We start from the raw sequence: 14,337 nt of genomic DNA on the forward strand, positions 1-14,337 counted from the left end.
CAACATGAAACGCACACTTGGCACCTGCTATTACCCAGAACACTGGCCTGAAGACATGTGGGCGGAAGACGCAGCCCGCATGGCCGAGGCGGGCCTGACATGGATCCGGATCGGAGAGTTCTCGTGGTCCAAGATCGAACCGACCCCCGGCGACCTGCATTGGGATTGGCTGGACCGCGCGATTGTCGTGCTGGGGAAGGCCGGTCTGAAGGTCGTGCTGGGCACGCCCACCGCCACGCCTCCGCGCTGGATGATCGACAAGCACCCGGACATGCTGGCAGTGGACGCAGACGGCAACCCGCGCAAATTCGGCTCGCGCAGGCATTACTGCTTCAGTCATCTGGGCTATCGCGAGGAAAGCCGCCGCATCACCCGCCTAATGGCCAAGCGTTACGGCGCGACCCCCTTTGTGGCCGCATGGCAGACTGATAATGAATATGGGTGCCATGACACGACGGTTTCCTATTCTGATGCCGCGCGTGTCGGGTTCCAAGACTGGCTGGCGCAGAAATACCAGTCCGTTGACGCGCTGAATGCCGCATGGGGCAATATCTTCTGGTCGATGGAGTATCGCAGCTTTGACGAGGTCGATCTGCCCAACCTGACCGTGACCGAACCCAACCCCGCCCATGTGCAGGATTTCCGCCGCTACAGCTCGGACATGGTGGTGGCGTTCAACAAGGTACAGGTGGACGAGATCAAGGCGCAGTCAGACGCGCCGGTGTCGCATAACTATATGGGGCGGATCACAGATTTCGACCACTTCGCAGTCGGTGCGGATCTAGAGATCGCCACATGGGACAGCTATCCCTTGGGGTTTCTGGAAGATCGCGTGGGCGCAGACGCCGCCCATCAACGCGCTTATGCCCGCCAAGGCGACCCGGATTTTCAAGCCTTCCACCACGATTTGTATCGCGCCGTTGGGCGTGGCCGCTGGTGGGTGATGGAACAACAGCCCGGCCCGGTGAACTGGGCGCCCTATAACCCGTCACCGCTGCCCGGCATGGTTCGCCTGTGGACGTGGGAAGCCTTCGCCCACGGCGCCGAGGCCGTGTGTTATTTCCGTTGGCGCCAAGCCCCTTTCGCGCAGGAACAACTGCACGCGGGCCTGTTGCGTCCCGACAGCAAAGACGCGCCTGCGATGGCGGAAGCACAGCAGGTCGCGACAGAGTTGGCCGAGGTTCCAGATGTCCAGCCCGCCCAAGCCCCGGTCGCATTGGTCTTTGACTATGACGCCGATTGGGCGTGGGCCACGCAACCGCATGGCGCGGGGCTGAGTTACTTTGGGCTGGTGTTTGAGCACTATAAGGCACTGCGCCGAGCAGGTGTGACGGTGGACATCGTGCCTCCGAGCCACACGGATTTCGCAGGCTATAAGCTGGTGATGGCCCCCGGCGTGATGCACTTGCCCGACGGGCTGCGCGCGGCGCTTGCCAAGGCAGATGGCCACGTCTGCTATGGCCCCCGCACAGGCGCACGGGACGCTGGCTTCCAGATCCCCGTGCCACTTCCGCCTGCGATAGTCGGGCTGGACGTGACAGTATCGCGGCTAGAAAGCCTGCGCCCGGATATGCCAATCGGACTTCACGGCAGTGGTGCCGTGACGGGCTACTTTGAAGAACTGGACGGCACCGCGCCCGTTTTGATGCATACCGATGCTGGCGCGCCCGTTCTGGTTGGCGATGCGGGGCACAGTTATTGCGGTGCATGGTTAGACGCAGAAGGGTTAGACCGTCTGGTTGGGCTTCTTGCGGACAAGGCTGGAGTGGAAACACGCACCATGCCCGAAGGCATCCGCACCCGCCGCACAGCGACCGAGGAGTTTTGGTTCAACCACACCACCGAAGCTGTGGAAACACCCGCTGGATTGCTTCCCCCTGCTGGTGTCGTTCGCCGTGTGCTATGAGTGCCGCGCAGATCACCAGCCTGCCTGATGGCAGCCCAATGTTGGGGATCTAAATCCGACCTGACACTCTGAACCGCAGTTCCCGTTTGGAAGGGGACGTCCTTAAAGACCGTCCCATACGCCAATGCCAAGAAACACAAGCATCGGTGCCCAAAAGATCAGCGTCACAATCGCCTGCCATCCAAAGCGCGAATTCCGGGCGACCCATTTCTGGTTCTCGGCGTTCTTGCGCAAGACCTCGCGCTGAAACGGCACGACAGCCAGCGTCGTTAGAATCAGAGCGATGGGCGTCAACAGGGGATAGGCGCCGTCCCGGTTCAGGAAGTGCTCTGTCGCATTCAGAAACACATACATCGCGGCTAGAGGAATGGCCAATCGTGCCAGTGCACGTCGCCCAACCGGCTCATGTTCTGCGATGTGCGGGAAAAGACTGAAGTTCCAGATGTTCGCAAGAGCCAACCCGCGCCAGAAAGGCGAGACATCCTGATCGTCCACATGCCGCAACCAACGCCAGTTCTGCCAGAACCAGTAATTGGCATAGAAACCAAGCGTCCCAAGCGACATGATCACGAATTTCAGGGTCGATACGGGATAGAGAACCTGCGACCTCATCTCGTCCAAGGCGCGTTTGGCGCGGATGTGAATATAGATCAAATGGATCAGAACGAGCGCAATCAAGTATCCGGCAACCACCATAACCCATTCGTCCTCAGACAAATTTTCCAGCCCCAGACGCACCAGCAAAGCATCCTCGCTTGGGCGGTCAAGACGGACCCAACGAATGTCACTGTATTCCGCCAGTGCATCGCGCGAATCCTGCCAGTTTTTCGGGGGAATGCGATCTGATTTGGTCACATAGGTCGAGGTCCAAGTCCCCTCGCCCGGTTTGCCACGTGCTTCCAGACGCAAATCAAAGGCAGCGGTGCGGTAGGTGTTTGTCGAGTTCTCGTAACCCCAGGACCGATCCATCAGGTATTTCAGCTGATGGCGAAACCGAACGGGATGGGAAATGGCAAAGGGGGCCTTGCGCGTATCGTCCTCTAGCTTGGGGAGTTTCGAGATCAAGTCGTCCGGGCTGGCCCAGAACACGCGCCCTCCGGTCTCCACGTCTTTGTCCCAAGGCTCGGTGATCCGGTATTGCGTGGTGATGGTCACAAGCGCGTTTTGTTCGTCGACCTCGAACACCAAGGGGCTGACAGTCTCGATGCTGGGATAGAGGCCCTTGAAATACTCAAAGAACGTGCTTTCAACCTCCGCCTCGCCGACCGAGCGCTTCCAGCCCAGCATATGATCGGCCTCGTGCCTCGCATAAATGACTTTCGAGGTCAGCAGGATCACGCCCGGCTCGGTCACGAAATCGAACGTGTCGACTACATCCGTGTAGAACTCCGGCTGGGAAATATAGGCCGTAATCATCCCGACGCTGTCGGGCGCCACGATCACACCCTTGCCGAAATACCCCTGTTGCAGGTGATCCAGATCGCCCAGTTGTTCGCCCCGGGTTGGGTCCAGAACATAATGCCGCTCTCCGACTTTGGCGCGAACAACCACGTGATCGAAGGCACGGATGCGCGGCAGGTCGTCATCAAGCCCAGCGCCATAGTCGGTGTTCACAAGAAGGGGGGTCGCCTCGATCCCCAGCGCATAGAGGATCGAGGTCATCAGCACCGTCATATCCTTGCAATCACCAAACCCTCGGCTTAGCGCGCGGGCCGGATCGCGCGGGACAAACCCGCCTGCCCCAAGCTGAACCGCGGTATAGCGCAGTTCACTTTGCACGAAAGCCAATGCGGCGCGCAGCTGTGCTTTCTTATCATCAGGATGTGCGGAGCGAATGCCATCAGCGATGCCCTTGATCTGCGCGCTTTGAAACTGTTCCGGGTCATAAAGCGGCGCGAAGAACCGGCCAATGTCGCTCCAATACTCGGTACTGCTGAGCGAGGTGAGCATCCAGGCGCGATAGCCGTTGGGAACGTCGTCTTCAATGATTTCCGCCGGGACGTTTTCGCCCTGCCACGCATATTCAGTGAACCCATTTGATGTCGAGACAGTGGGGTCTGGTGCTCCTCCATGCTCCCTTAGGAAAACCGGTACTCCTTCGGGCACCAACAGGCGATCCCGCGTTCTCTGCACTGGGACCGAGTATTGGTGCGTTACTCCAAACTGCCAATGCGGCCCCAGCGCCGGATTGCGACCACTCAGCGTATAGGCATAGTCCAGCGTGTCGCCCTTCTTCAGCTGCGGCACCAGAAAAGCCAGTTCAAGCCGGCCGTCATAGATCAACTGCTCGCGATCTGTTTCCACGCGGTAAAGCTGCATTTCGCCATGTTGGGTGACGTCCAGAACCTCTCCTGTCGGTTTGGTGATGCGCGCGTGATGCAGCACCACGGTTTCAAAAGCCGGGTTGAACGAAATTCGAAGGGTGCCGAGGTCATCCACCGCCTCGCTGCGATGAAGGCTGGTCACATCCCGATGGAAGTACCTTTCGACCGCGTCTGTCGCCATCATTTGCCGGTCGATCAGGTGATAGGTCCGGTCTTGGTCTTTCGCTAATTCAAATGGGCCGCGCGCTGGTTCGTGCTGTTTTACCCAGTCTTCAGCTGGGCCAAGAGTCACATATTGTTCGATATCCTGCGCCTTGACGGGTTCTGGAAGCAGCACAAGGCAAAGTGCGAAAATTGCAATAATTCTCAAATACATAAATCTATGCTCCGGTAACAGGGAAGATCTAGACAGATCTACCCTGAGGTGCAAGCGATAGACGTATGAGCCGGGCACCGGCGCCACGGACTAGGTTACGTTGGAAATCTTGTTGATTGCGTTCATCACAGCGGTGACCTGCGCGGGGTCCGACGCCGCGGCATTTGGTGCAGCGAACCGGCCAGCGTCATTGTCGAAATACTTGCCGCTTGCACCAGAGAACTCTTCCGACAGGGCCGCCCGGATCAGGATATCGGCACCGATGCTCAGATCATTGCCTGCGACCCCGAAACCCTCTTTCACCATTTTTGAGGCCAGCAGAGATCCCGGATTGACCGACACAAAGACCGGGCCGCCGGGCAGTTCGCGCGCCAGTTCTGAGGTCCAGATGGTTATCGCCAGTTTGCTTTGCGCATAGGCGTCCATATCGCCCATCGCGCGGAAACTTGTCATTGCGGCCACGTCCACTGGCGCTTGAGCGGCTGAAGACAGGTTCACCACGCGACCATCGTCGGGCATGATTGGCAGCAGGGCGCGGGTCAGCAGATAGGGCGCAATGGTGTTCACGTCGAAGCGAATGTCGCGGCCCGCCTCGGTTCGTGTCTCTGGCGTTTTCAGGATGCCTGCATTGTTGATCAGAACGTCCAACTGCGCGTGATCAGCGCGGATCGCCTCAGCCATAGCGGTCACGTCCCCCATACGCGACAGATCTGCCAGATAGGTCTTGGCCCCGCCGACCGCCTCGGCCACTTTGGCCAGCTTGGCTTCGCTGCGGCCATGCAGAAGCACGTTGTGGCCGTCCGCTGCCAGTTTCTGCGCCGTCAGAAGCCCGATACCATCCGTGGCACCCGTGATCAGGATCGTCTTGGTCATGCGTGTGTTCCTTCGTTGCTGAATGTGGGCAGCAGGTCTTCCGCCAACCGTTTCATTGTGTCTTCCATATCCGCCTGATTGAACCGCAAGTTCAAGGCGACATGGTTGATGCCAAGGTTTTGCACCTCGTGCAGATATGTCTTCAAGTATGTGGTTCCCGAGGCAAATCCCAAATGAATGGGGCGCGGAGTCGCGTCGGCGTCGGGGAGCAGGTCAACATAGAGCGACTGCATCACGGGCTTGTTCTGCCCGCCTGCCTCGGCGATGCGGCGGCGATAGTCACCGACCACGCGGCCTTGGCTGGCCGGATCACGTGGATAGGTCATCCACCCGTCGCCGTTCTGCGCCACCCAGTCAGGCGATTGCTGCGAGCCTCCGGTGATCAACAGCGGCGATTGCCCGCCAGCAGGCTTGGGAAGCATATCGGCACGGCCCGTCAGGCTGCCATGCGCGGTCTGCGCCACGGGATAATCCTGAGCCATTGCACGGATATAGTCGACACTGTCACGGAACCTGTCGCCACGGGTGGCAAAGTCCATATTCATCGCCGGGTATTCCTCGGGCCGGTCACCGGACGCAACGCCCAGCAAAAGCCGCCCGCCAGACAGCACATCCGCACTGGCCGCCGCTTTGGCGACATGGGCCGGATGGCGCAGGGGCAGCACGATGGATGCCACCCCCAGTGCGATATTTTGCGTCGTCGCGGCCAGCGCGCCCAGATAGACGAACGGGTCAAAAATCTGCCCCGTATCGCCGAAACTTGGCACGTTGAACGGAACATCCCGCAGCCACAAGGCCGAAAACCCAAGCTGATCCGCAAGCTGCGCCCGTTCAATATGCTTGTCCATCCGGGGCACTGCGCTGTTGGGATATGCCTCGAGCGGCACCACCAACCCAAGGCTCAGGCGTCCCGGCTGGAACACCTGACCATAAGCGCGGTTGAGGGTGGGGAAATCTTGCAAATGAACGTCCGACACGGGTTCTTGCCCTTTGGGATGGATTAATACCAGCTAACGGTATCTTCCATCGTACGGCGGGTTTTGTCGAACTCGGGATCACCTGCACGGTGGCCGAATGCAAACATGACCGAGGGTTTCCACTGGGTGGTGTCGATGTCGAAATGATCTGCCAGAGTTTTAGTGGTCAGATCCATGTCGAACCCTTCCATCGGGCAGGAGTCGATCCCCATCAGCGCGGCTGCGGTCATCATGTTGGCCAGAACGATATAAGCCTGCTTGCCCGACCAATCGGTGATCTCACGATCCGAGGTGACGTGGTGGTCGGTGGTCTGGAAATTGCCATAGGCGCCATCGAACATCTCAATCACTTCGTCGGGCAACTGTTTGACCTGACGATAGTGGTTTTGAAGATAGTCCGACCCCGCAGCCATCAGTTCCGAGGTGCTGGCCAGAATGATACCGAAATGGCTGGCGGTGCCCAGCTGGCCGGTCGAACCGTTCATAATACCATTCGCACCCCACGAGAACTCGCGAAACAATTCGCGTTTTTCCGGGGTCTGGATCATCAGGATCTTGAATGGCTCGTGCCCGAAAGATGTGGGTGACAGGCGACCTGCCTCCAAAATGGTCTCGATCTCGTCATCGCTCAGTTTACGCTCGGGGTCGAAAACTTTGGTAGCATGGCGAAAATTGAAGGCGTCTTTGATCTGGGTTTGGATCTGAGCCTGAATATCGGTCTGGATGTTCATGGGTGTCTCCGTTGACGTATTATCGTGTTCGGATGCGATATAAAGCTTGATTATCCAGATAAAATGGCGGCAATCGGATAAGAGTTTTCCGCTTTCCAATACAATAACCATGGATACCGACGCACGTCGTGGGTCGTGTCGCCGGTATCGACTTTGACGCCAATGCGGTCAGGTTGGTCTCTCAGCCCAGCCCGCGAAGATCTTTTCAAGCGCGACAACGACGTAATAGAGGAATATCCCCAACACGGCGAGTGCGATCAGAACAGCAAACATCAAAGGATAGTCCGAGTTGGTCTTGCCGCTGTCAAACAGCGCGCCTAACCCCCGACCATGAGGGCTGACGATCTCCATCAAGTTTGTACCGATGAAGGCCAGCGTGACCGCCACCTTCAAAGCTCCGAAGAACTCTGGCAAGGTCTTGGGCAGCGCGATTTTCCAGAAGATCTGCGACTGGCTGGCCCCCAGAGACCGCAGGATGTCGCGGTACTCAGGCTCGAGCGTTGACAACCCGATCGAGACCGAAACCGCAATCGGATAGAACGAGATCATGAAGGCGATCATGACCGTGTTGAAGTTGTGGGCACCCACGAACATCAGCGCCACGATGGGTACCACGGTCGCTTTGGGGATCGCGTTGAACCCCACCAGCAGCGGATAAAGCGCGTCACGCATCACGCGTGACAGGCCCATGACCATTCCAATTCCGGTGCCTACGATGATCGCCAGAACCAGCCCAACAACGGTGCGCCACAGCGTCTGCCAGCCCATGGTGACAAACAGGCCCCAATACTTGGAATAGGCGGGCAAAAGGTCCGACGGCGACGCCATTTTGTAGTTCGGCCAGCCTGCGGCCCAAACGATCGCCTCCCACAGGATCAGAAAGACGATCATGGCGGTTAAGGGAATCAGAAAATTGTTCAGCGCGCGTTTCATGCCGGCTCCTCCTCGTCCGCAGGAACACGGTTCTGAGCAATTTCAATTTGGTGGCGCAGTGTCGCCAACATGTCGGACGCTTCCGGCGTGTAAAGATGTTCCAGATCACGCGGGCCGGTGTTGGGGACATCCAGCACGTACTGTGTCCGCGCAGGCCGCCCGGACAGAACCACCACCTGATCGGCCAGAAAAATCGCCTCGCGCAGGTCATGGGTGATCAGTACACCGGTAAAGGGCTCTTGTTCCTTGACGGTGTGCATCGTCTGCCACAGATCCTCGCGGGTGAAGGCATCCAGTGCGCCGAAGGGTTCGTCAAGAATCAAGACCTCGGGCTTGTGAACCAGTGCGCGGCACAGGGACGCCCGCTGGCGCATCCCGCCCGACAGTTCCGAAGGCCGTTTGTCTTCAAAACCCTCAAGCCCGACAAGCGCCAATAAATAGCGCGCTCGTTCAATCCGTTCAGCTTTCGACAGTTTGTTTGGTACAATCTCGAGCGGCAGCATGACATTTTGCAGGATAGATCGCCATTCCAGCAAGACTGGGTTCTGAAAAGCCATCCCCACGGTCGAGCGCGGGCCCGTGACAGGTTCGCCACGCAGCAACACGCGGCCCTCGTCCGGTTTCATCAGGCCAGACACTAGCCGGGTCAATGTGGATTTGCCACAACCGGATGGGCCAACCACAGCGACAAAACCACCTTCGTCCAGCGACAGTTCCAACCCGTCCAGAACTGGCAATGGCCCGGTCGGAGTTTGATAAGCGTGGCGCACGCCTTCGATCTTGATCATGGATGACATCAGAAAGCCCTTGTTAGAGGGCCGCGCAGTTCAAACCGCGCAGCCCGCCTGATTACTTCAGCGCAAAACCGCCCTCGGGCAGGTAAGCGTCAGAGAAATACAGCGCGGCATCGGGCGCAGTCTGGAACTCGTAAGTGGTTCCGATCTGCTCAAGCGCGTTGGCAAAGCGCGCGGCGTCCACGCCACCCATGCCGTTGGCCATGGTGTAATCTGTCACCACATTTGCATCGATGGCCAGTTGCAGACGACGCTCTTCAAGGGCGGCATCGGCGGCGGGGTTGCGCTCGATCAAGCCGGCAATGGCCCGGGACGGGTCCGCAATGGCGTCTTTCCAGCCCATCGCGACGGCACCCAAGAAGGCCTTGATTACGTCCGGCTGTTCGGCGGCGAATTCAGTGTTCACGATCACCGCGTTCCCGTAAAGATCCACGCCATAATCCGCCATCAGAATGGTCGAGATATCATCCTCGGGCACATCCAGACGGACAAGGTTCAGAAAGGACGAGAAGCTGAACCCGGTAATGGCCGCGACGTTGCCTTCCGCCAGCATCGGCTCGCGGGTGGGGAAGCCCACCGGCTCGACCGTAATGTCGGCCATGTCCAGCCCGTTTTCAGCGGCAAAGATCGGGAACTGCGCCCAAGCGCCATCAGGGGGCGGCGCGCCCAGCACTTTACCTGCAAGATCGGCAGGGGCTTCGACCCCAAGCGATTTACGGCCAATCACGGCGAAGGGCGGTTTGTCATAGACCATCATGACAGCCGTCACAGGGGCGTCGGGGTTCTGGTCCAGGAACTTGATCAGGCTGTTGATATCGGCAAAGCCCACTGGAAACGCACCCGTTGCCACTTTCGGGATCGCATCCAGCGAGCCAGAGCCTGCGCTGATCTCGACCGACAGGTCGGCGTCTGCAAAGTACCCTTTGTCGATGGCGACGAAATACGGCGCTGCGGGTCCTTCAAACTTCCAGTCCAGCGCAAAAGGGACCGAGGTTTCAGCAAGTGCCGCACCACTGCAAAGCGCGATGGCAGCAGCAGAGGCGGCAAGGGTTTTTCTTATAAAAGTCATATGGTTCTCCCTGCAGAGCGGCTGGCCAACGCTTATCTGAAGCGCGATGTTCCAGTCCCAATCTCCGCAACTTATTGTTGCTTCTGTGTGGTCATTGAACGGGATCGCAAGCTGTCCAGTCCCACACACCCGACATCCGAGGCTCTTTCCCCTGCAGGCAACCGCAGCGTCGCGGCAAGGTAAGGCAAATGGCAAATGTCTACATTATGTAGACCACAGATTACTTGCTGTTGCTAGAAATTTGGGCAAGTCGCACAACGATCGCCTGAAAAACAGGCAGCGACAAACAGGCGGGCGATTGACTGCGGGTTTTCGTGGTGAGTCCCAAAGACGTTCCCCAAACTCTCCTTGAACGACATGCCTTTGGGGGGCCGCCATCACACGTCATCTCGACATATCTTCGCAGTCTGCCGTACCCGTCATGACGCGGGCACGCGGGGCCGTCGCGCTAGGTGTTAAACGTGGTGACGCGGGTACGTCTTTGGACCGATTACGACAGTCGGGATCGTTGAAATGCCTATTCCCCCGCACCTCGGGCACAGCGCTCGAGGCTGTGCTTGTAAACACCGCCGGAGGCATCACAGGCGGCGATCATTTCCAAGTTCAAGCCAAGGCTCTGCCTGGATCAATGTTGACCCTGTCGACCCAAACCGCGGAACGTGCTTATCGCGCTCAGCCCGGCGAAGTTGGTGCCCTGGAAACCTGTCTGACCGTGGGCCCGGGTGCACGACTGAATTGGCTGCCGCAAGAAACCATTTTGTTCAACGATTGCGCGCTGGACAGATCGCTGACCGTGCAACTGGAAGACGATGCTCGTTTTATGATGGTCGAGCCTTTGATGTTCGGGCGCGCGGCCATGGGCGAAACCGTGCGTTACGCCCATTTCCGGGATCGCGTTCAGATCCGACGCGCAGGCAGTCCGATCTATCTGGACGCCACCCGTTGGCAAGGCGATGTACAGGCACAGCTTGACCGCCCCGGCGTCGCAGATGGCGCGCGGGCGATGGTCTCTCTGGTCTATGTCGCCCCAGATGCCGAGGCGCAGTTGGGCCCGGTCCGAAACCTCTTGCCCGATCATGGCGGTGCCAGCCTTCTGCAGGACGACGTGCTGGTCTTGCGCGCGCTTGCCCCTGACAGCTTTGCTCTGCGCCAAGCCCTGATCCCAATTCTAAACCTTCTCAGCCCTGATGGGCTGCCCCGTTGCTGGATGCTGTGACATGAACCTAACGCCAAGAGAAAAAGACAAACTGTTGATCGCCATGGCCGCCGAGGTCGCGCGCAAACGTTTGGAACGTGGGGTGAAACTGAACCACCCCGAGGCCATCGCCCTGATAACCGACGCCGTGGTCGAAGGCGCGCGCGATGGCCGGTCGGTCGCCGACATGATGGAAGCGGGCGCTCACGTAGTGACCCGCGAGCAATGCATGGATGGCATCGCCGAGATGATCCACGACGTTCAGGTCGAAGCGACTTTCCCAGACGGCACCAAACTGGTGACCGTACACAACCCCATCCGCTAAGCGAGGCTTGCTTTGAAATACGCACTTCCCTTCGTCCTAGCCGCCACGCCGGCCTTCGCCCATGGCGACAAGACAGCCCATTTCCACGCCGCCGATTTTCTGGGGCTGGCCTTATCTGTTCTTTTGCTGGTCGCGATTGCCGCCGTCTGGAACCGCTCATGATCCCAGGAGAGCTTTTCCCCGCCGAGGGCACGATCACCCTGAACGCAGGGCGCGACACGATCACCCTTATGGTCGCCAATACGGGCGATCGCCCGGTGCAGGTCGGATCACACTATCATTTCGCCGAAGCCAATGCGGCGCTCGATTTCAATCGCGCAGACGCCCATGGCTATCGTCTGGACATTGCGGCGGGCACGGCCGTCCGGTTTGAACCCGGCCAGCGCCGCGAGGTGCAGCTGGTGCCCATCGCAGGCGCGCGGCGCATTTTTGGCTTCAATCAACAGGTCATGGGAGATCTGTAACCCCCTATAAACACGGAGAATACGATGAATATTGCTGCACTTTCCGTAGGCGCTACACTGGACGCCATGTATTTCACACAGATGGTTTTGGCCCAGCAAGAAAAGGCGGCCATGGCATTCTATAAATCCGCGCTCAGCGCCAACCCCTTGATCCGGATGCCGCTGCCAAACGCAAAATCCATGGCACCCAAGGCGAAGGTTGCGGCACCGAAGACGAAAGCTGCCTCATCTAAAGCAAAGGCATCCCCTTCCAAGGCTGACACCTCCAAGCCCGCGCTTAAGGTCGTTCAGCCGAAGACCGCAGTCGTAGCACCGAAAACGAAGGCGGCGACGCCAAAGACAGCAGCCGAAAAGCCCGCCGCGAAAATGGTCCAGCCCAAGGCCAAAACCCCAGCAGAGAAACCAAAAGCAGCCGCGTCAAAGCCGCCAGCCAAAACCGCAACGCCGAAGGCCAAACCGACCCCCAAGGCAAAGGCATCAACGGCAAAAACCAAGCCCCCCGCGGCGAAATCCAAATCGACCCCCGCTTCGGCCAAACCGAAAACCGGCGCGAAAGACACCAAATCGAGCCCCTCCCGCCGCTCGCGCACACCCTCGAAGCCCGCGGTGCCTGATTTCGCTGCGAAAGCTTCCCCCAAGGACTGATCCAATATGCCAGCCACGATTTCCCGCCAAGACTATGCCGCCATGTTTGGCCCAACCACGGGCGACAAGCTGCGGCTTGCTGATACAGACCTAATCATCGAGGTTGAGCGCGACCTGACCACCTATGGGGAAGAGGTCAAGTTTGGCGGTGGAAAGGTGATCCGCGATGGGATGGGCCAAGCCCAGACCTCACGCGCCGAAGGGGCCGTGGACACGGTGATCACCAACGCGCTGATCGTGGATCATACAGGGATCTACAAGGCCGATGTGGGCCTGAAAGAAGGGCGCATCGCCAAGATTGGCAAGGCAGGCAATCCAGACACTCAGCCGGGCGTCGACATCATTGTCGGCCCCGGCACCGAGGCGATTGCCGGCGAGGGTCGCATCCTGACCGCTGGCGGCTTCGACAGCCATATCCATTTCATCTGCCCACAACAGATCGAGGACGCGCTGCATTCCGGTCTAACCACGATGCTGGGCGGCGGCACTGGTCCGGCCCATGGCACCCTGGCCACCACCTGCACGCCGGGGCCTTGGCATATCGGGCGGATGTTGCAAGCAGCGGATGCGTTCCCAATGAACCTGGCCTTCGCGGGCAAAGGGAATGCCTCGCTTCCTGCGGCGCTGGAAGAACAGGTCTTGGGCGGCGCCTGCGCGCTGAAACTGCACGAGGATTGGGGCACCACGCCGGGCGCGATTGACTGCTGTCTGTCGGTGGCTGACGACATGGATGTGCAGGTGATGATCCACACCGACACGCTGAACGAAAGCGGCTTTGTCGAAAACACCGTGAAGGCTATGAAAGGCCGCACCATCCACGCGTTCCACACTGAAGGCGCGGGCGGCGGGCACGCACCGGACATCATCAAAATCTGCGGCGAACAACACGTCTTGCCGTCGTCCACGAACCCGACACGCCCCTTCACCGTGAACACGGTCGAGGAACATCTGGACATGCTGATGGTCTGCCACCATCTGGACAAGTCCATCCCCGAGGACGTGGCTTTTGCTGAAAGCCGCATCCGCCGTGAGACCATCGCTGCCGAAGATATTCTGCACGACATGGGGGCCTTCAGCATCATCGCGTCGGACAGTCAGGCCATGGGCCGCGTGGGCGAGGTGCTGATCCGCACATGGCAGACCGCCGACAAGATGAAGAAACAGCGCGGAAGGCTGTCTGAAGAGGTGGGCGACAACGACAATCACCGTGTCCGCCGCTATATCGCGAAATACACGATCAACCCGGCAATCGCGCATGGGATCAGCCACGAAATTGGCAGCATCGAAGAAGGCAAACGTGCGGATTTGGTCCTGTGGAACCCGGCCTTTTTCGGCGTAAAGCCGGAAATGGTTCTGTTGGGCGGCACCATCGCGTGTGCGCAGATGGGGGATCCGAATGCCTCGATCCCAACGCCGCAGCCGGTCTATTCGCGCCCAATGTTTGGGGCCTATGGCCGTTCGGTCGAACACTCGGCCGTCACCTTTGTCAGCGAAGCGGCACAGGCGGCGGGGATCAGGGATCGACTAGGGCTGGCCAAGTCCACTTTGGCGGTAACCAACACCCGCGACATCGGAAAGAAAGACCTCATGTTGAACAACGCCACCCCCCATATGGAGGTCGACCCCGAGACCTATGAGGTGCGCGCGGATGGCGAGCTTTTGACCTGCCAACCCGCCGAAGTTCTGCCCATGGCGCAACGCTATTTCATGTTCTAAGGAGACCCC

Annotated in this window: 15 protein-coding genes; 6 read left to right on the plus strand and 9 right to left on the minus strand. The window is 59.1% G+C overall.

What is annotated here, in order from left to right; genetic code table 11:
* Nucleotides 1–4: 4 nt before the first annotated feature.
* Entirely contained in the window at nt 5–1,906 is a 1,902-nt protein-coding gene (locus ACXAH3_RS10960; RefSeq protein WP_474862120.1) for a beta-galactosidase, read from the plus strand.
* 102 nt (nt 1,907–2,008) lie between these two features.
* Here ACXAH3_RS10960 and ACXAH3_RS10965 read toward each other — a convergent pair whose 3' ends face one another.
* From ACXAH3_RS10965 to ACXAH3_RS10995, 7 genes are all read right to left on the minus strand, one after another.
* Entirely contained in the window at nt 2,009–4,606 is a 2,598-nt protein-coding gene (locus ACXAH3_RS10965; protein ID WP_474862121.1) for a DUF3857 domain-containing transglutaminase family protein, read from the minus strand.
* Nucleotides 4,607–4,696: 90 nt separating this feature from the next.
* Complete coding sequence (locus ACXAH3_RS10970; protein WP_474862122.1) at nt 4,697–5,479, minus strand: SDR family NAD(P)-dependent oxidoreductase; 783 nt, start codon at nt 5,477–5,479, stop codon at nt 4,697–4,699.
* Nucleotides 5,476–6,456 (minus strand): LLM class oxidoreductase, encoded by a 981-nt coding sequence (locus ACXAH3_RS10975; RefSeq protein WP_474862123.1) that lies wholly within the window; start codon nt 6,454–6,456, stop codon nt 5,476–5,478. Before ACXAH3_RS10975 ends, ACXAH3_RS10970 begins: the two co-directional genes overlap by 4 nt.
* 23 nt (nt 6,457–6,479) lie before the next feature.
* Nucleotides 6,480–7,187, minus strand: coding sequence for an NAD(P)H-dependent oxidoreductase (locus ACXAH3_RS10980; RefSeq protein ID WP_474862124.1), 708 nt, complete (start codon nt 7,185–7,187; stop codon nt 6,480–6,482).
* A gap of 168 nt (nt 7,188–7,355) precedes the next feature.
* A complete protein-coding gene (locus tag ACXAH3_RS10985; RefSeq protein ID WP_474862125.1) occupies nt 7,356–8,120 on the minus strand; it encodes an ABC transporter permease in 765 nt (254 codons plus the stop codon).
* On the minus strand, nt 8,117–8,917 hold the full coding sequence (locus ACXAH3_RS10990) for an ABC transporter ATP-binding protein (protein WP_474862126.1): 801 nt from the start codon (nt 8,915–8,917) through the stop codon (nt 8,117–8,119). The genes ACXAH3_RS10985 and ACXAH3_RS10990 overlap by 4 nt, the downstream gene beginning before the upstream one ends.
* 52 nt (nt 8,918–8,969) lie before the next feature.
* Nucleotides 8,970–9,983 carry an ABC transporter substrate-binding protein gene (locus ACXAH3_RS10995; protein ID WP_474862127.1) on the minus strand — a complete coding sequence of 338 codons (1,014 nt, stop codon included), beginning with the start codon at nt 9,981–9,983 and terminating at the stop codon, nt 8,970–8,972.
* Nucleotides 9,984–10,404: 421 nt separating this feature from the next.
* On the opposite strand from ACXAH3_RS10995, the gene ACXAH3_RS11000 reads away from it, so the two are divergent.
* From ACXAH3_RS11000 to ACXAH3_RS11015, 4 genes are read left to right on the plus strand one after another with little or no spacing between them, the layout of a single operon-like run.
* Nucleotides 10,405–11,199: an urease accessory protein UreD gene (locus tag ACXAH3_RS11000; protein ID WP_474862128.1), complete on the plus strand. Its 795-nt coding sequence runs from the start codon at nt 10,405–10,407 to the stop codon at nt 11,197–11,199.
* 1 nt (nt 11,200) lies between these two features.
* Entirely contained in the window at nt 11,201–11,503 is a 303-nt protein-coding gene (locus ACXAH3_RS11005) for an urease subunit gamma (protein WP_474862129.1), read from the plus strand.
* Nucleotides 11,504–11,515: 12 nt separating this feature from the next.
* Nucleotides 11,516–11,665: a hypothetical protein gene (locus tag ACXAH3_RS11010; protein ID WP_474862130.1), complete on the plus strand. Its 150-nt coding sequence runs from the start codon at nt 11,516–11,518 to the stop codon at nt 11,663–11,665.
* Nucleotides 11,662–11,967 carry an urease subunit beta gene (locus tag ACXAH3_RS11015; RefSeq protein ID WP_474862131.1) on the plus strand — a complete coding sequence of 102 codons (306 nt, stop codon included), beginning with the start codon at nt 11,662–11,664 and terminating at the stop codon, nt 11,965–11,967. The genes ACXAH3_RS11010 and ACXAH3_RS11015 overlap by 4 nt, the downstream gene beginning before the upstream one ends.
* A 119-nt stretch (nt 11,968–12,086) precedes the next feature.
* On the opposite strand, the gene ACXAH3_RS11020 is transcribed toward ACXAH3_RS11015, so the two are convergent.
* Together ACXAH3_RS11020 and ACXAH3_RS11025 are read right to left on the minus strand one after the other, a co-directional pair.
* Nucleotides 12,087–12,221 (minus strand): hypothetical protein, encoded by a 135-nt coding sequence (locus ACXAH3_RS11020; RefSeq protein WP_474862132.1) that lies wholly within the window; start codon nt 12,219–12,221, stop codon nt 12,087–12,089.
* 33 nt (nt 12,222–12,254) lie between these two features.
* Nucleotides 12,255–12,629 carry a hypothetical protein gene (locus tag ACXAH3_RS11025; protein WP_474862133.1) on the minus strand — a complete coding sequence of 125 codons (375 nt, stop codon included), beginning with the start codon at nt 12,627–12,629 and terminating at the stop codon, nt 12,255–12,257.
* Here ACXAH3_RS11025 and ureC point away from each other — a divergent pair.
* Nucleotides 12,619–14,328, plus strand: a complete 1,710-nt coding sequence (ureC, locus tag ACXAH3_RS11030) for an urease subunit alpha (RefSeq protein ID WP_474862134.1) — start codon at nt 12,619–12,621, stop codon at nt 14,326–14,328. The genes ACXAH3_RS11025 and ureC overlap by 11 nt on opposite strands.
* Nucleotides 14,329–14,337: the final 9 nt, after the last annotated feature.

Source organism: Aliiroseovarius sp. ABM4_368 (genome assembly GCF_056161205.1).

Coding starts and splice junctions, on each gene's coding strand:
- ACXAH3_RS10995 (WP_474862127.1), bottom strand. CDS start 9,983: ATGACTTTTATAAGAAAAACCCTTGCCGCCTCTGCTGCTGCCATCGCG.
- ACXAH3_RS10985 (WP_474862125.1), bottom strand. CDS start 8,120: ATGAAACGCGCGCTGAACAATTTTCTGATTCCCTTAACCGCCATGATC.
- ACXAH3_RS11000 (WP_474862128.1), top strand. CDS start 10,405: ATGACGCGGGCACGCGGGGCCGTCGCGCTAGGTGTTAAACGTGGTGAC.
- ACXAH3_RS10965 (WP_474862121.1), bottom strand. CDS start 4,606: ATGTATTTGAGAATTATTGCAATTTTCGCACTTTGCCTTGTGCTGCTT.
- ACXAH3_RS10990 (WP_474862126.1), bottom strand. CDS start 8,917: ATGTCATCCATGATCAAGATCGAAGGCGTGCGCCACGCTTATCAAACT.
- ACXAH3_RS10960 (WP_474862120.1), top strand. CDS start 5: ATGAAACGCACACTTGGCACCTGCTATTACCCAGAACACTGGCCTGAA.
- ACXAH3_RS11005 (WP_474862129.1), top strand. CDS start 11,201: ATGAACCTAACGCCAAGAGAAAAAGACAAACTGTTGATCGCCATGGCC.
- ACXAH3_RS10970 (WP_474862122.1), bottom strand. CDS start 5,479: ATGACCAAGACGATCCTGATCACGGGTGCCACGGATGGTATCGGGCTT.
- ACXAH3_RS11015 (WP_474862131.1), top strand. CDS start 11,662: ATGATCCCAGGAGAGCTTTTCCCCGCCGAGGGCACGATCACCCTGAAC.
- ureC (WP_474862134.1), top strand. CDS start 12,619: ATGCCAGCCACGATTTCCCGCCAAGACTATGCCGCCATGTTTGGCCCA.
- ACXAH3_RS10980 (WP_474862124.1), bottom strand. CDS start 7,187: ATGAACATCCAGACCGATATTCAGGCTCAGATCCAAACCCAGATCAAA.